The following is a 15,660-nucleotide window of genomic DNA, read 5'->3' on the forward strand; positions in this document are numbered from 1 at the left end:
GAGTGCGCCGCCCGGGTTCCGGTGACGTAAGACTGCCTGCGGGGGCGGGGGCGGGTCGATTACGCGAGAGGTAATGACGAGGCGGGGCGACGCGGGCGGGCGCCGGGCAGCGGGGCGGCCTGGACGGGACCGGCGGTCCGGAGTCGGGGCCCCGTCCCTCACAGCGACCGGCACGGCCGCCGTGAGGGAACGGACCGGGCGGTGGCGCGGGCGTTCGGCGTCGCGGCACCCGGTATCGGCCTGCGGCGCGCGGTGTTCGTCCTCGCCCCGGACGGCACGCTCCACTGGAAGCACGTCGCCCTGTTCGGGGCGACGTTCCGGTCGGGCGAGACGCTGGTGGAACAGCTGGCCGCGTTCCGGTAGCCGTACGCGCGGGCACACGGCCACCGGTACGCGGGCCCACAGGGGCACTCGGGAGTGCGGCGCGGCCGCCGCGGGTGTTCAGGCGACGCTTTCGTCGACGGCGGCGAGCGCCCTCGGTTCGGGGGCCTTCTCGCCTTCGGTCTCGGCGGTGTGCGGCTGCTCTACGGGCTCGCCGGAGCGGGTGGCCTCGGCACGGAGCATGGCGTTGAGTGCCGCGAAGGGGTCGATGGGCATGGTGTCGCACCTCTGTGTGTCCGGGGAACGGTCTGCTGTCGCTGGAGCCGGGAACGGCTCAGCAGCGCAGCACCTCGGAGCGGACCGCGACACGCGGGGGCGGCGGACGCCCCTCGCGGTACGGGACGGGGCGGGCGCTTCCCGGCACCTCCGGGCGGCCGGCTGCATACGGCCCGGCAGCGGCCCTGACACGCGCGAGCGGGGCCGCGTGGGGGCCGGCCTCCTCGGACTGGCCGGGCCCTCCCGGGTCGGCGGGCGCGGAGGCGGGTGTCCTCGGCTCGGCGGCCTCGGCCCCGGGCGTCCCGGAGCCCGTGGACAGGCCCAGCAGCGCCAGCAGCGCCACCACGACCAGGGCGCCTCGCCACGCGGCACCGCGCGCCGTGACGCCGGTGGTGACGCCTGCGGTGTCGGTGACCGTGGCGACCCGGGGCTGTTTCATGGGCGCGACCTCCTGGACATGCATCCAGGTCCCCGGATTCACGCCCGACACGACAGCCCGGCGCGGGAATCCGCCCCACCGGAGGACACGGGTTACGCCGGATTCCGGCCCTCGGTCACCCGACTGACCGAGGCCCCGGCACCGCACCGCTCACCCGCCGGGCGGGCCGACGGGCCTGCCTCAGACCGCGTCCAGCCTGTCCGAGGGCCCTGCCGGTCCCTCCGGCGCCGGCACCTCCTGCCCCTCCGGCCCCCGCCCCCAGCCGTCCCGGACCGGAACACAGCCGTCCGGGGTCCGGGCCTGGTCATCCTGGGCGGGCCCGCGGCACTCCCTGGTCGCGACCGGGCCGTCCTGGGCCGGTCCACGGCACTCCGGCGCCGGCACCCGGCCGCTCCCGGACCGTGCCGAACCGTCCACGGGCGGAACACGGACGACGTCCGTCCCCGCCGCGCCCTCGGGAGAGGCGGCACAGAGCCCCCCGGACCGCGCCGGACCCTCCGGGCAGGCGACCGCGCCCCCCGCCACGCCTTCCGGCCCGCTCTGCCCGATGGGGACCTCGGGCCCCGCGCACTCCCGCAGCCAGCGGCGCAGGACCCGGTGCACCCGCTCCGCGCCGACGAGCTCCGCGCCGTCGTCGACCGGGCGGGACAGGGACACCGGGGCGAGCAGAAAGGGCTGGGACTGCTCCCCGCCGAGGCCCCCGTGGGAGCCGATCTGCTCCTCGAAGGCATGGACGCTGCCGGTCTCCGGGTCGCACATCGAGTTGACCATGATGTCGGCGACATGGGGGAAGGAGTCCGTACGGCGTACGGCGTCGGCCGCGCCCTTGCCGAAACCGGCGAGCGGGCCGTCGTCGGACAGTTCGGCGACCGGGACCTCCGCCCCTCCCGCGCCGAGCACGACCGAGCCGTGCTTCTCGCTGCGCACCAGCAGGAACCCGATGCCGGGGTGGTTGGCGAGCGTGCCGAGCAGGGCGGGGTGGCGGGCGTCGATCTGCTCACGGCTGAGGCGCTCGGGCACATCGGGGAAGGAGATCAGCGCGAGATTGCCCGAGGCGAGCACGATCGGGTCGGATCCGGACTCCGGACCGACCGCGCCGTGTCCGGGGTGCTCGGCCGGCTCGTCCGCACCGTCGGCCATCCGCCGGTGCAGCGCGTTCCGCAGGGCGACGCCCGCGGCGTCCCGCGCCTCCGATCCGCTCTTGGAACGCCCCGCCCGCCTGGGCACCGGCAGCCCGCAGCCCGCCCGTACGAGATCCTTGAGGGTGAGCCCGTACGCGCCTTCGAAGGTCTCCCCCGGGCTCTGGCCGTGGTCGGACAGCAGCGCGATCCGGTAGGGGCGCGGCGCGTGCTCGGCGGCCTTGGCGATCAGCGCGAGCGCGCGGTCGAGCCGCTCCAGCACCTGGGCCGCGTCCCGGCCGTGCGGGCCGGAGTGGTGGGCGACCTCGTCGTAGGCCACGAGGTCGGCGTAGACGGCGGTGCGTCCGGCGAGCATGTCGCCGATGACGGCCGCGACCACGACATCCCGCTCGACGACGGTCGCGAACGCCCTGATGAACGGATAGAGCCCGCCGCGCCTGACTCTCGGTGTCTCGCCGCGCAACCGGGCCCGTATGGACTGCTTGATCTCGCGGGCGACTTCGGCGAAGAACGAGACCGCGGTGCGCACCGCGTTGGCGGGGTCGGAGAAGTAGGCGAAGTATCCCGCGCGGGAGCGGTTGGCCCGGCCGCGGCGGGCGGCCACGGACAGCACCAGCGCGACCTGGTCGGCGCCGCCGCTGAAGAGGTTGCCCCGGCTCGCGCCGTCCACGGTCAGCAGTCCTCCGTCGCCGGTGCGCTCGATCGCGCGGCGCTGGAGCTCGACCGCACTCGCGGGCCGGTTGCTGACCATGATCCGGCCGGTGTCCTTCTCGTACCAGCGGAACGCGGGGACGTCGTGGTTGGAACCGTGCAGGATGCCGAGCTGGCTGGCGCCGGTCTGGCTGGACCAGTCGGTGCGCCACGGGGTGAGCCGGTGGGTGGTGCCGATCCACTCGGCGACGGTCGGCATCACACCGTCCTTCGCCGCCCGCAGCAGGACCTCGTGTCCGACGCCGTCGAGCTGGAGGAAGACCATGCCGTAGCAGTCCGCGCCGACGTCCTGGTCGCCGTGTCTCCTGCGGCGGCGGGTGGCGAGGCGGGAGAGCCGGCGCCGGTAGGCGTTGTCGTCGCGGACGGCGAGCGCGGTGGAGGTGGCGGAGGCCACGGCGGACATCACCGCGGCGACCACGACCGCGGTCTCGGGCCCGGCGTCCCCCCGCCCGTCGGGGATCAGCCGGAGCGCGACCAGCAGCAGCGACCCGTTCAGGAAGAACACCAGCAGGCCCAGCACCAGCGCCGGAACGAGCAGCAGCGCCCGCACGACGAGCGGCCACACCAGCGCGGTCAGCAGGCCGAAGGCCCCCGCGCCCCAGGCCGCGGTCAGGGCCGTCCGGGTGACGCTGTCCCCGTCGGCCGACTGGAGCCGGAAGTCGGGCAGCGCGCCGGCGAGCGCCAGCATCGTCAGTGTGGAGACCGCCCACACCACGATCACTCGCAGCAGGGCACTGCCCGCCCTGCGCCATCGCCCCTCGGTCACGCCGCCTTCACCCCATCCGTCGGATCAGGGGTCCAGCGTGGCACAGCGGTGCGGCGGAACCCGGCAGCCTGTGGACAAACCGGCTCAGCCGCCGCCGTAGCCCGCGGTCGGCATGGAGAGCCTGCGGTGGACGTCCGCCTTCATCGCCGCGTCGTAGACGGGCTCGTCCAGGCCCGTCGTCCGCAGCCCGACGCCCCGGCGCGCGCACTCCGCGGCGAAGCCGGGCACCGAGCCGAGGGCGCGGGCGAGGACCCGTTCGGCGGCGGCGACGAAGAGATCGATCTCACCGGCGGTGACATCGGTCCACAGCCCGCGGTGGTCGGGCCGCAGACCGTGGAGGACGAGCCGGCGGGTGACCACATGGCCGTGTTCGGCCGCCCAGCGCTCGCAGAGTACGTACTGGCCGCGGGTGTCGACGAGGAAGGGGTCCCGGTCGAGTTCCTCAAGAGGTGTCAGACCGGCGATCGCCGCCACTCGTAAGCCGCCCATGGCCCGTCCCCTCTGCAGTTGTCGGTCGCGCCCGACCCTACCCCGGCCGCCGCCTCCGCCCGCCGGTCCCGCTCCCGGCCGCCGCCCGGGCCCGGGGCCTCGTGCCCCGGACGGGCCCGGGTCCCGGCGGTACCGGGGCCACAGGCCATAGGCTCGTACGGAGAACTGTCGTACGGAGGCGGTCCGGGCGAGGAGGGGACGCGTGCCGGTGGAGGTTACCTGGTGGGGTCATGCCACCTGCACCGTCGAGGATTCCGGGGTACGGGTGCTGACCGATCCGCTCTTCGTACGCCGGCTGGCGCATCTGCGGCGCCGGCGCGGTGAGGTGCCGCCGCCCGAGGCGGCGGTCGCCGACGCCGTGCTCGTGTCCCATCTGCACTCCGACCATCTGCATCTGCCGTCACTGGCGCGGCTGTCCCCCGGCACCCGGCTGATCGTGCCGAGCGGTGCGTCCCGTGCCGTGCCCGGGCTGGCCCGGCTGGGGCTGCCGGTCACCGAGGTGGCGCCGGGTGACGAGGTGCGGATCGGGCGGCTGGCCGTACGGGCCGTGCCGGCGCTGCACGACGGGCGGCGGCTGCCGCTCGGGCCGCGCCGCTCGCCCGCGCTGGGCTATGTGATCGACGGCGAGGCCCGTACGTACTTCGCCGGGGACACCGGTCTGTTCGACTCGATGGCCGACGAGGTGGGTCCGGTCGACGTCGCCCTGCTGCCGGTCGGCGGCTGGGGGCCCTATCTCGGGCACGGCCATCTCGACGCGGGCCGCGCGGCCGAGGCCCTCGCCGCGCTGGCGCCGCGCTCGGCGGTTCCGGTGCACTACGGGACGTACTGGCCGATCGGGATGGACGGGGTCCGGCCGCACGAGTTCTACGCGCCGGGCGACGAGTTCGTCCGCAAGGCCGCCCGGCTCGCTCCGCGGGTCGCGGTGCACCGGCTGGGCCACGGCGAGCGGTGCAGGCCGGAGGCCGCCCGGTGAGTTCACGGCTGTCTGAGGTGCTCGGGCGGTTGTCGGACACGGTGGGGCGGCTGCCGCCGGAGTCCACCCAGCAGGCGGTCGGCTATCCATCGCTGTTTCTGCTGGTGGCCCTGGGAGCGCTGGTGCCGGTGGTGCCGACGGGCGCGGTGGTGAGCTCCGCGGCGGTCGTGGCGCTCCATCAGTCGAACCCGTTGTCGCTGCTCTATGTCTTCCTGGTGGCGTCGCTCGCCGCGTTCCTCGGGGATGTGACGCTGTACTGGCTCGGGCAGCGGGGTGTCCGCTCCCGGAACGGCTCCCGCTGGCTGGCCGAGCTGCGCGGTCGCGCGGCGCCCGACCGGCTGGCGCAGGCGCAGAGCAAGCTGGAGGACCACGGCGTGCTGGTCCTGGTCCTCTCCCGGCTGATACCCGCGGGCCGTATTCCGGTGATGCTGGCGTGTCTGCTCGCCCGGATGCCGTTGCGCACGTTCGTCCGCGGGGACGTACCGGCGTGTCTGGCGTGGGCGGCGACGTACCAGCTCATCGGGATCGTGGGCGGGTCGGTCTTCGACAAGCCCTGGCAGGGCGTGGTGCTGGCGGTGACGCTGACGGTGGTGATCAGCGGTGCCCCCGCGCTGTGGCGGCGGCTGCGGCAGGGGCGGCCGGGCTCGGCGGGCGGCCCCGCGTAGCCCGCGCACGGCCCCGTACCGCCGGGGGGACCCCGGGGGCACGGCCCCGCTCCCGCCCGCGCGGTCGCCGGGCACGACGACGGCACTCTGCGGACGGGACGCCGGCGATCCACCGGGGCCGAAGCCAGCGCGCCAGGACCGAACGCACCCCAGTCTCCGGGAGAGCCCGGCCGGCCGTCCCCCGGCTCAGGATCGCCGCACAGCGTCGGGCACTCGCCGGCGAACCCGCGGTTCGGTACACGGACATCTGTACGGGCCGCCCCCACGGACTCACCGGCCCCCCGAAAGGCGTCCCGGCCGGGACACGACACTCGTTCAGCCCCCGAGCACCCGCGAACCGCCCACCGCCAGATCCCACAGCCCCTCCCGTGGGCGCCCGGTGCCCTCCCACGCCGCCCGTACCCGGGTGAGCGGCTCCATCACCGGCTCGGCGGAGAGCACGAAGGTCGCCCAGTGCATGGGGACCATGTGCCGTGCGCCGAGGTCCACGAAGGCCCGTACCGCCTCCTCCGGATCGAGGTGCACATCCCTGAGCCACCACCTCGGCCGGTACGCGCCGATCGGCAGCAGGGCGAGGTCGAGACCGGGATGGCGGCGGGCGATCTCCCCGAACCAGTGGCCGTACCCGGTGTCCCCCGCGAAGTAGACGGACTGCCCGAGCCCGTCGGTCAGCACCCAGCCGCCCCACAGCGAACGGCAGGTGTCGGTCAGGGTGCGCTTGGACCAGTGGTGGGCGGGGACGAAGTCGAAACGGACGCCGTTCAGCTCGGCCCCCTCCCACCAGTCGAGTTCGGTCACCCGGGTGAAACGGCGGCGGCGGAACCAGCGGCCGAGGCCCGCCGGGACGAAGACGGGCGTCCGGCGCGGCAGCCGCCCGATCGTGGGGGCGTCCAGATGGTCGAAGTGGTTGTGGCTGATGACCACGGCGTCCACGGCGGGAAGATCCTCCCAGCGCACGCCGACGGGCGTGATCCGGGCCGGGGTGCCGAGGATACGGCGTGACCACACCGGGTCGGTGAGCACGGTCAGGCCCCCCACGCTCAGCACCCAGCTGGCGTGTCCGGCCCAGGTGACGGCGACGGTCGTGGAGTTCACGACGGGCAGCGGTCCGGGGGCGAACGGCAGCCGGGGGATGTCCCGGAGGCCGTCGGGACCGGGGCGGACCGCGCCTTCGCGGGCGAGGCGCGCCATGGCTCGCAGTCCGGGCAGGGGGGCGGTGAGGCGGTCGGCGAAGGAGCGGGGCCAGTGGCGGAGTTCGCCGAGGGGGCGGGTGACCCGCGTGGTCCCGCCCGACGTCCCCGGTGGCGCGCCGGTCACGGGGACCGCGGCCCCGGTCCGTTCCGCGGCTCTCTCCTGCGGGGTACTCCCCTCCGTCGGTGCCGGTGCCGCGGACCGCTCCGCGGCGGTCCGTTCCACTGCTGTCCGTTCCGTCGTACGGTCCGTCATCCGGGGCTCCGTTCACCGCAGTTCGTCGAAGACCGTGCCGAGACTGCTCAACGCACCGGCGACGTGCGGCAATTCCAGGGGCGCCGGCGCAGTGAGAGACTCCAGCCGCTCCTGCGGAGTTGCTCCGAGCAGCGGTCCGGTCGCCAGCCGCACCCGCAGCGCGCCCAGTTCGTCGTCGAAGCGGTGGCCGCCGGGAACGGGAGTGCCGAGGCGGCGGGTCAGATACTCCTCCAGCTCCATGGAGTCGTTCACGCCGAGTCCGGCCAGGCGGGAGCGCAGGGGGCCGAGGTCGGCGTAGAGATGGCGGCCGGCCCGGGGCGGCCTCGCGAGCGCGCCGGCCGCGAGGACCGTGCGGTGGACCGCGGCGGCAACGGTGGCGTGGAGGGCGGCGGCCCGTTCGGCGCGGACGACGACCGGGCCGGGCTCGTCCAGGGCGTGGGCGGCGGCGACGGCGAGGGGTTCGGCGACGGCCGCGCCGAGCGCGGTGAGGATGTCGAGGGCCCTGGCGCGCCGGGCCGCCCCCTCGGCGGTGGGCGGGAAGCGGGCGACGGCGACGGGCCATGCGGAGGGCAGGAGGGCCCCGGCGAGATCGCTGATGACGGTGACGTCCTCGGGCCACATCTCGGCAGGGCTCAGCAGCACCGACTCCCGCGGCCGGTGGAGTGTGTCCCGCCAGGTCTCGTCGCTGACGATGTGCAGGCCCTCCCCGACAGCGGCCTCGCACGCCTCGCGCACGGTCTCCGGCGGGGCGACGGTCGCGGTGGGGTCGTCGACGACGGAGATCATCAGCAGCCGGGGTTCGCCGCCCTCGGCGCGTACTCTGCGCACGGTCTCCAGCAGGGCGTACGGATCGGGTACGCCACCGCACTCGGCGGGGGTCGGCACATGGTAGGCGGGCCTGCCCAGCAGCCGGGCCTGCGGTGTCCACCAGGCCGGGCAGGGGCGGGGCATCAGGACATCGCCGCCGTGCGCGGCGATCAGGGCGAACAGCAGGGGCTGTGGTCCGGGCGCGGCGATCACCTGGTCGTCGCGGCCGCGCAGGCCCCGCCGCCACCAGTAGCCGCAGGCGGCCTCCCGCAGTTCGGGGCCGCCGCCGGACGGTTCTCCGGTGGACCGTTCCGCCGCGGCGGCCAGCACGTCGGCGAGTTCCGCCACGACGGGGAGCCCGCTCTCGGGCGCGGTCGGGCCGAACCGGACAGGCCCGTGTCCTTCTGGGCCGTTCCGCCGCATTCGGTCACCTCCGCCGCTGGCACCCCCGACTCCCCTGCCCTTTATACGAAGATTTCACCCGGTTCGCTCGTGCGGGAGGGCCGACGGTGACACACCGCCGGGTCGCCGGGAGAGCCGGTCCTGGGCCTCCCGGCGGCCCGGTGGCCTGCGTTCCGATGCCGCTGAAGACGCCCCTGACCGGGTGACGGTGACCGGGTGACGGTGCCGGGACGCGCGACCGGATGGCGGGGCTGCGGCCCCGGGGGTGCGCTGCGCGCCCCGGACCGGATGGCGGGTGGCGGGTGCCGGTGGACCCGGGCGGGTACGCCGATCGGAGTCCCGGCAGCGTGGAACCGGGGAGTACGGGTACCCGCGCCCCATGTCCACTGTGCGCGCACGACAGGACCCCCGGCACCGGGCCCGGGTCTCGCGGCTGTTCAGCCGGCTGGACCGGGAGGTGTTCCGGACCGTGGCCACCCGCCACTGGCACGGGGCCGATCCCGTGCTGCCGAGGCTGAGTCAGGCGGCCGATCACGGGGTGCTGTGGTTCGCCACGGCGGCCGGGATCGCCGGCCTGGGGCGCGGGGCCCGCTCACGCCGGGCGGCCGTGCGCGGGGTGGCCTCGCTGGCGCTCGCGTCCGCCGTCATCAACACGGTCGGCAAGCGGTCGGTGCGCCGGGCGCGCCCGCTGCTGGAGGCGGTGCCGGTGATGCGGCGGCTCAAGCGGCAGCCGTTCACGACGTCCTTCCCCTCGGGGCATGCCGCGTCGGCCGCCGCGTTCGCCACGGGAGTCGCCCTGGAGTCCCGGGGCTGGGGCGCGGTGGTCGCCCCGGTGGCGGCCTCGGTGGCGTTCTCGCGGATCTACACGGGTGTGCACTATCCGAGTGATGTGCTGGTGGGCGCGGCGCTCGGCGTGGGAGCGGCCTTCGCGGTACGGGGGCTGGTGCCGACGCGCTCACGGCTGCCCCCGCCGGGCCGCCCGCACGCGGACGCGCCCGCGCTCCCGGACGGCGAGGGCCTGGTGGTCGTCGCCAACCGGTACGCGGGCTCGGCGGATTCGGTGGCCGAGGTGGGCAGGGCGCTGCCGAAGGCGGAGCTGGTGGAATGCGGCCCCGCCGAGCTGGACGACGCGCTGGAGAAGGCGGCGCTGCGCGGCCGGGTGCTCGGTGTCCACGGCGGCGACGGAACGATCAACCGGGCGGCGGCCGTGGCGCTGGCGCACGGGCTGCCGCTGGCGGTGTTCCCCGGCGGTACGTTCAATCACTTCACCTACGACCTCGGCGTCGAGTCGGTCCAGGACACCTGCCGGGCGCTCGGACGCGGCGACGCGGTGCGGGTCGATCTGGGCCGGTTCACCCCGGGCCCGCTCACGCCGGCGGGCCGGGCGGAGCACGGCCACTTCCTCAACACCTTCAGCCTGGGCGTCTACCCGGAGCTGGTGAGGATCCGCGAGCGCTGGTCCCCGCGGATCGGCGGCTGGTCCGCCGGAGTGCTCGCGGCGGTGAAGGTGCTGCACGAGGGCCGCCCGCTGGAGGCCGACGTCGAGGGCCGCCGCCGCCCGATGTGGCTGCTGTTCGCGGGCAACGGCGTCTACCGGACGGTGGGCCCGGCCGCGGGCAACCGCCAGGACCTGGCCGACGGCCTGCTGGACGTACGGGTGGTGCACGGCGGGCGCTTCCCCGGGCTGCGGCTGCTGGCGGCGGCTCTCGCGGGGCCGCTGAGCCGCTCCCCCGTGCACGCGGCCGAGCAGCTGCACCGGATCCGGGTCACCGGCCTGGAACCGGGCACCCCACTGGCGTACGACGGCGAAGTGACCGAGGCACCACCGGAGTTGACCGTCTACAAGGCGGTCGCGGCACTCACGGTCTACCGCCCGCAGTCACTGCTCTGACACCCCGGCCGCGGCGGACGCACGCCCCGGAGACCTCACACCACGACCCGCCACGATCGTCCACATGGCAAGATGGGGGTCTCATTATGCGGCCACGGTGTCCTACGGTGTCCCTCACCGGACAGCCCTGCGACAGCGAGGACCCGCCATGCGTGAGACCGCCGTCTACACCCACGGACACCACGAGTCGGTGCTCCGCTCGCACTCCTGGCGCACGGCCGCCAACTCCGCCGCGTATCTGCTCGGCGAGCTGAAGCCGGACACGCGGATCCTGGACATCGGCTGCGGACCGGGCACGATCACCGCCGATCTGGCCGCGCTGGTCCCGCGGGGCGGTGTCACGGGCGTCGACCTGGCGCCGGACATCGTGGACCGGGCTCGGGCGCACGCCGCAGAACGGGGCCTGGACAACACGGAGTTCGCCACGGCCGACGTCAACGCCCTGGAGTACGCGGACGACTCCTTCGACGTCGTCCACGCGCATCAGGTGCTCCAGCACGTCGGCGATCCCGTCCGGGCGCTGCGCGAGATGCGCCGGGTCTGCCGGCCCGGCGGCGTCGTCGCGGTGCGCGACAGCGACTACGGCGCGTTCACCTGGTTCCCCGAGTCCCCGGTGCTCGACACCTGGCGCGGGCTCTACGGCAAGGTGGCCCGCGCCAACGGCGGCGAGCCCGACGCCGGGCGGAAGCTGCTGTCCTGGGCCAGGGCCGCGGGCTTCACCGACATCGTCCCCACCGCGGGCACCTGGTGTTTCGCCACCCCGGACGACCGGGCGTGGTGGAGCGCTCTGTGGGCGGACCGCACGACGGCGTCGGTGTACGCGAGGCTGGCGGTCGACGGCGGCCACACCACGCCGGACGGACTGGCGGCGATCGCCGACGGCTGGCGCGCGTGGGGCCGTCAGGAGGACGGCTGGTTCCTGGTCCCGCACGGCGAACTGCTCTGCCGGGTCTGAGCCCGGCCCGGGGCCCGAACGGAACGGATTCCGCCGCTCGCTCGCGCGAACTACCCTTCTCCGTATGGAGATCCTCGGAACGACGCTGCGCATCTGCGTCGACGACCTGGAGGCCGCGGCGGCCTTCTACCAGCGGCTCACCGGCAGCACCCCGCAGCGATTCGACCGCGGCGGGGTCTCGGCGGCGGCCGTCGGCTGCTTTCTGCTGATGAGCGGCCCGGAGTCGGAGCTGGAGGTGCTGCGGAAGGTGACCGCGACGATCGCCGTGGACGATGTGGAGGACGCGTACGCCACCCTCTCCACGGCGGGCGCGAAGGTGATCGCGGGCCCGGTCTCCACCCCGGGGGGCCGCAATCTGATCGCCGTGCATCCCGACGGCTCGGTCTTCGAGTACGTGGACCGCAGACCCACGGGCTGAGGACGGGACGCCCGGAGCCTACGCGGCGGGCGGCGCCCCCGACCGACCGCGACATGGTCCGGGCCGCTTCCCCGGCTCGGGAAGCAGGCCCCCGGTCACGCCTGCCCGGCCGGAAAACCCCAGGTCACCAACCTGCCTTCGGATGAGGGGTCCCTCCCGGCCGGGAGGCCCCGCCGGGGACGACGGTGTCCGTACCCTCTCCACCGTGCGGGCGGCATCCGTGCCGCGAGGCGGAATCCGGCGGAACGACGCCCCGCACCGCATACGCCCGAGAGCGCCGGAACCCGAACCGCTGACAGCCCCAGGGCGATCGGCGCCCCGTACCGGGCCCGTCCGGCCGGGCCGGACCCTGGCCGGACGGCCAGGGCCGACGGTCACCCCCGCCCCGGGCCGCGGGGGTTCACTCCCCCGGCCGCATCCGGTACTCGTACGCGTCCGGGATCGGCTCGTCCGTCAGCCGGGCCCAGACCTCGTTGAGACTCTCCTCCCCCTCGCGCAGATCCGCCACCTCGAACCCCGCGTCGAAGATGGCCCGGGCCTCGTCGTGGTAGCCCTCGGCGAGGAGGAGCCTGGCGTGGATCAGGCGGAAGCGTCCGCGCTGCTGGACGGCCGGGCGCAGCCGCGCCCAGACCGAACGGGCGTCGACCGTGCGCGAGACCGTGAGCAGGGACTCGATCGCCTCGCGGCCCAGCGCGGCCGTCGCCGCCGTCCAGTTCTCGCCGTCGTCGCGGCGCTCCTGGCACAGGTCCTCGAAGGCTTCCAGATAGCGTTCCGCGGCCCGCTCGGGATGGCCGCCCTCCTGGTCCGCGACGGCGAGGCAGCGCAGCAGCGGCCAGCGGGAGGGCGCGAGTTCGAGCCCGCGCTCCCAGCTGCGCACGGCCTGCGCCAGATCGCCCGCGTGCCACTGGGCCACCCCGAGGTGGTACTCGGTGAGGGGATCGGCGGGCGCGGTCTCCAGCATGTCGCGCCAGGGGGGCGAGACCAGTGAGGGGCCGGGCGGCGTCACCCGGCGGGGCGCGGGCAGCACCCCCGTGGTCAGCAGCTCCCGCCAGGGGGCCTGTTCGTCGCCGAGCGCGGACTCGTCGAAGGGCGTGCCGGGCAGTTTCACTCCCGCGCGCAGGACTTCGAGCGCGCCCCATCCCGACCCGGTGGCGAGGGTGCGGACCGGCTCGGCGTCGGCGCACGGGCGCCATGCCTCGTACGCCGCGTCCACGGCGTCCCTCGGCAGGACGCGGGCGAGCCGGGTCTCCACCTCGGCACAGGCGGCCGCCCAGTTGTCGCCGTGGACGGTGCCCGCGTCGGCGGCCAGCGGTCCGTACGACTCCAGCCAGCTGAACTCCTCGCCGCCCTCCAGCCGTACGTGCTCCAGCTGGGTGCGGGCGAGCCCGGCCTGGATCTCGGCGTATCCGGGGGTGTCCGGTTCGGTCAGCCACCGCTGCCAGCGCCGTCCGCCGCGCCCGGAGCCCCAGACGAACAGCTTGCGCCCGCGCAGGACATCGGTCGACGTCTGGACGAGCCCGCGTCCGCTCTCGTCCAGCGAGGCGATCCATTTGCGCGCCTCGACGGGCACCTCGTAGAAGTAGTCGGCGGGGTGCTCGGTCCGCAGCGGGTACGTCCGGTCCTCGCCCCGGAACTCCGGTACGGGCACCCGGCGCAGGGAGCGTTCGTAGCCGAAGTGCCATGCCTCGTCCGCGGGGGCGAGCACCCGGGTCGTACGGTCCTCCTGGACCGCGATGTTGGACCACCAGTAGACCGGCGCGGCCCGCTCGTGCGGATTGCGGATCCGTACGCCGACATGGAGGAAGTCGGAGTCGGCGGGCAGCCACAGGTCGACCTGGAACGGCAGGTCGCGCAGGCGTTCCCATTCCCAGAGCCTGACCATCTCCCCGCCGTCGGGCGCGGTGACGACGGCGGCGTGCAGGGGGGCGCAGGACAGGGCGGTGTGGCCGGTCGCGCCGATGTTCCACTCGATGCCGCCGGAGTACCAGGCGCCGTTGAGCGCGAAATCGGCGGGCTGGAACACGGGGTTGCGGTAGAGGAGTTCCCGGTTGGCGGGTTTGTGGACGAGCGAGTGGACCCGGCCGCCGAGTCCCGGCAGCACGGTGGCGCGCAGCCGGTCGTTCTCGATGACGATGGCGTCGAGTCCGGTGGGGGTGCGTTCACGGCCGTAGCCGTCGCGTACGCGCTCGGGCAGCAGGGTGCGCAGGGGCTCGTACCCGATCTGCCGGGCCATCTCGCGCGGCAGGTCCCTTCTGGAGCGCTCGTCGATGGCGTGCGTCTCGTCGAGCGTGCGCAGCGCGGGCAGCGGATTCGCCGGTCCCACCGGAGCCGCGGGAAGGGTCAGTACGGTGCGCCGCACGGTCGTGGCCAAGGCAACCTCGCTTCATTCGCAGCGTTGTTCGCAGCTTCGTTCCCGGATGTGTTCACGGATGTGTCCACGGTGGTCTGCATGGGCCGTCCGGCCGGGCGCGCGGGGCGCCAGGGCCGGCCGGAGGGCCGTCGAACAGTCATCCTCCCGCCGAACGGCCTCTCCGCGCGCCGGTCTTCGGCAAATCCTTGGCCTAGGGGGCGAAGGCGTCGACGATCAGGTCGGCGAGCAGTGCTCCCGCCGTGCCACCGGGGTCGAGATCGGGGTCGTAGATGGTCACGTTCATCCCCACGCAGCGCGGTGAGCGCACCAGGGCGCCGAGGATCGGGGTGAGTTCGCGGGGCAGCAGCCCGTCCGGGTCAGGGCTGTCGACGGCGGGCATCACGGTGGGGTCCAGCACATCGGCGTCCAGATGGACCCAGTAGCCGTCCAGGGCGTCGGATCCGAGACTCCGCACGACCCCCGCCGCCGCGTCGGCGGGCCCCCGTGACCGCACCTCTCCCACCGTCAGGACCGGCATCTTCAGCCGGGCCAGTTCCGCCAGGTCCTCGTCGCCGTCCCGGATGCCGATGAGACGGACGTCCTCGTCGCGCAGATAGGGCTTCAGGCCCTCCAGATCGGCCAGGTCGTCCTGGCCCCTGCCGGTCGCGATCGCCAGTTCCTCGCCGCCCGCGGCCCCGATCCGGTCGGAGTTGCCGGTGTGCCGGAAGTCGGCGGAGGCGTCGATCGCGGCGAGTCCGTAGCGCCCGAGGCGGCGCAGCGCGAGGGAGGCGCCGAGCTGGATGGAGCAGTCGCCGCCGAGGACGAGGGTGAAGTCGCCCGCCCGCACATGGCGCTCGACGCGGTCGGCCAGCCGGGGGGTGTACGCGGCGATGGCGGCGGCGTTGAACACACCGTCGCCCTCCTGCCAGCCGCCCCGGTCGTAGCGCGGCGGGACGACGACCCCGCCCTCGGACGCCTTCAGCCGCTGGAGGATCCGCTGCTCCCGCAGGGCTCCGGCGAGTTTGCAGCAGCCGGGGACGGTTCCCGGGGCGGGGGGCCGCAGCCCCAGGTTGGAGGGTGCGTCGACGACGACGATGTTCCGCATGCGTGCCATCCTCACCCGGCGGCCCCGGACGCTCAATCCCCGGGCCTCCGACACGCCATCGGCGCCGACGAGGTCCTCCTCACCGAGACCTGCGAGCCGGACACCCCGAACCACGAACATGACCACCATCGTGGCGAGCTTTCCCGACCTCTCGATGACCGCACTCCCCCCGGCCCGCGCCCCTCAACTTCGCAGTACCCGGTTCGGCTGAGGTGAAGCTCGGCGGGGCCGAGGAAAGCCCGCCCCTGTACCAACCGGGCCCCGCACAAGTGGACCGCACCGAACAGCACAAACCGCTCAACAGGTTTGCTGATGAGCGAGATTCGCGAAGCATCTCGATGGGCCCCTCGATTTCAGTCAGAAGCCACTCGGGGGCGACTCATTTCCCTGTTCTGCAGTCGAGGGGCAGCAGCTACCGTCGCGTTTTGCCGTCGAGGGACGACTTTTCCGTGACTGTATTTCTCTGTTCCCGAGGGGGGAAAGACAAATGAGTTCTCTTGCTACGCG

The 15,660-nt window shown here is 74.5% G+C and carries 13 protein-coding genes and 1 pseudogene; 6 read left to right on the plus strand and 8 right to left on the minus strand.

Annotation, left to right across the window (positions count from 1 at the left end):
• Positions 1–195 precede the first annotated feature (195 nt).
• A pseudogene (locus ACFYT4_RS31325) lies at positions 196–363 on the plus strand (peroxiredoxin); the annotation flags it as partial.
• 78 nt (positions 364–441) lie between these two features.
• Here the strand turns inward: ACFYT4_RS31325 and ACFYT4_RS31330 are convergent.
• From ACFYT4_RS31330 to ACFYT4_RS31345, 4 genes are all read right to left on the minus strand, one after another.
• Positions 442–597 carry a hypothetical protein gene (locus tag ACFYT4_RS31330; RefSeq protein WP_389276598.1) on the minus strand — a complete coding sequence of 52 codons (156 nt, stop codon included), beginning with the start codon at positions 595–597 and terminating at the stop codon, positions 442–444.
• Between the two features lie 58 nt (positions 598–655).
• Positions 656–1,036, minus strand: a complete 381-nt coding sequence (locus ACFYT4_RS31335; RefSeq protein ID WP_389276601.1) for a hypothetical protein — start codon at positions 1,034–1,036, stop codon at positions 656–658.
• Between the two features lie 180 nt (positions 1,037–1,216).
• Positions 1,217–3,652, minus strand: a complete 2,436-nt coding sequence (locus ACFYT4_RS31340) for a phage holin family protein (protein ID WP_389276604.1) — start codon at positions 3,650–3,652, stop codon at positions 1,217–1,219.
• Positions 3,653–3,736: 84 nt separating this feature from the next.
• Complete coding sequence (locus tag ACFYT4_RS31345) at positions 3,737–4,141, minus strand: hypothetical protein (protein WP_389276607.1); 405 nt, start codon at positions 4,139–4,141, stop codon at positions 3,737–3,739.
• Positions 4,142–4,343: 202 nt separating this feature from the next.
• On the opposite strand from ACFYT4_RS31345, the gene ACFYT4_RS31350 reads away from it, so the two are divergent.
• Positions 4,344–5,114, plus strand: a complete 771-nt coding sequence (locus ACFYT4_RS31350) for an MBL fold metallo-hydrolase (RefSeq protein ID WP_389276610.1) — start codon at positions 4,344–4,346, stop codon at positions 5,112–5,114.
• On the plus strand, positions 5,111–5,779 hold the full coding sequence (locus tag ACFYT4_RS31355) for a DedA family protein (protein ID WP_389276613.1): 669 nt from the start codon (positions 5,111–5,113) through the stop codon (positions 5,777–5,779). The genes ACFYT4_RS31350 and ACFYT4_RS31355 overlap by 4 nt, the downstream gene beginning before the upstream one ends.
• 315 nt (positions 5,780–6,094) lie before the next feature.
• On the opposite strand, the gene ACFYT4_RS31360 is transcribed toward ACFYT4_RS31355, so the two are convergent.
• Both ACFYT4_RS31360 and ACFYT4_RS31365 read right to left on the minus strand, forming a co-directional pair.
• Complete coding sequence (locus ACFYT4_RS31360; protein ID WP_389276616.1) at positions 6,095–7,225, minus strand: MBL fold metallo-hydrolase; 1,131 nt, start codon at positions 7,223–7,225, stop codon at positions 6,095–6,097.
• 12 nt (positions 7,226–7,237) lie between these two features.
• Positions 7,238–8,455, minus strand: a complete 1,218-nt coding sequence (locus ACFYT4_RS31365; protein ID WP_389276619.1) for an aminotransferase class I/II-fold pyridoxal phosphate-dependent enzyme — start codon at positions 8,453–8,455, stop codon at positions 7,238–7,240.
• A gap of 358 nt (positions 8,456–8,813) precedes the next feature.
• On the opposite strand from ACFYT4_RS31365, the gene ACFYT4_RS31370 reads away from it, so the two are divergent.
• The 3 genes from ACFYT4_RS31370 (at position 8,814) to ACFYT4_RS31380 (ending at position 11,698) form a co-directional block, all read left to right on the plus strand.
• Positions 8,814–10,325, plus strand: a complete 1,512-nt coding sequence (locus ACFYT4_RS31370) for a bifunctional phosphatase PAP2/diacylglycerol kinase family protein (protein WP_389276622.1) — start codon at positions 8,814–8,816, stop codon at positions 10,323–10,325.
• A 148-nt stretch (positions 10,326–10,473) separates the two neighbouring features.
• Positions 10,474–11,280: a class I SAM-dependent methyltransferase gene (locus tag ACFYT4_RS31375; RefSeq protein WP_389276625.1), complete on the plus strand. Its 807-nt coding sequence runs from the start codon at positions 10,474–10,476 to the stop codon at positions 11,278–11,280.
• A gap of 64 nt (positions 11,281–11,344) precedes the next feature.
• Positions 11,345–11,698, plus strand: coding sequence for a VOC family protein (locus tag ACFYT4_RS31380; RefSeq protein WP_389276628.1), 354 nt, complete (start codon positions 11,345–11,347; stop codon positions 11,696–11,698).
• A 400-nt stretch (positions 11,699–12,098) separates the two neighbouring features.
• Here the strand turns inward: ACFYT4_RS31380 and ACFYT4_RS31385 are convergent, their stop codons facing one another.
• Both ACFYT4_RS31385 and ACFYT4_RS31390 read right to left on the minus strand, forming a co-directional pair.
• Positions 12,099–14,069: a DUF5107 domain-containing protein gene (locus tag ACFYT4_RS31385; RefSeq protein WP_389276631.1), complete on the minus strand. Its 1,971-nt coding sequence runs from the start codon at positions 14,067–14,069 to the stop codon at positions 12,099–12,101.
• Between the two features lie 190 nt (positions 14,070–14,259).
• On the minus strand, positions 14,260–15,153 hold the full coding sequence (locus ACFYT4_RS31390) for an arginase family protein (protein WP_389276633.1): 894 nt from the start codon (positions 15,151–15,153) through the stop codon (positions 14,260–14,262).
• Positions 15,154–15,660: the final 507 nt, after the last annotated feature.

This window comes from Streptomyces sp. NPDC004609, assembly GCF_042873655.1.
Classification (GTDB): Bacteria; Actinomycetota; Actinomycetes; order Streptomycetales; family Streptomycetaceae; genus Streptomyces.

Coding starts and splice junctions, on each gene's coding strand:
- ACFYT4_RS31335 (WP_389276601.1), bottom strand. CDS start 1,036: ATGAAACAGCCCCGGGTCGCCACGGTCACCGACACCGCAGGCGTCACC.
- ACFYT4_RS31375 (WP_389276625.1), top strand. CDS start 10,474: ATGCGTGAGACCGCCGTCTACACCCACGGACACCACGAGTCGGTGCTC.
- ACFYT4_RS31370 (WP_389276622.1), top strand. CDS start 8,814: ATGTCCACTGTGCGCGCACGACAGGACCCCCGGCACCGGGCCCGGGTC.
- ACFYT4_RS31365 (WP_389276619.1), bottom strand. CDS start 8,455: ATGCGGCGGAACGGCCCAGAAGGACACGGGCCTGTCCGGTTCGGCCCG.
- ACFYT4_RS31360 (WP_389276616.1), bottom strand. CDS start 7,225: ATGACGGACCGTACGACGGAACGGACAGCAGTGGAACGGACCGCCGCG.
- ACFYT4_RS31330 (WP_389276598.1), bottom strand. CDS start 597: ATGCCCATCGACCCCTTCGCGGCACTCAACGCCATGCTCCGTGCCGAG.
- ACFYT4_RS31345 (WP_389276607.1), bottom strand. CDS start 4,141: ATGGGCGGCTTACGAGTGGCGGCGATCGCCGGTCTGACACCTCTTGAG.
- ACFYT4_RS31390 (WP_389276633.1), bottom strand. CDS start 15,153: ATGCGGAACATCGTCGTCGTCGACGCACCCTCCAACCTGGGGCTGCGG.
- ACFYT4_RS31380 (WP_389276628.1), top strand. CDS start 11,345: ATGGAGATCCTCGGAACGACGCTGCGCATCTGCGTCGACGACCTGGAG.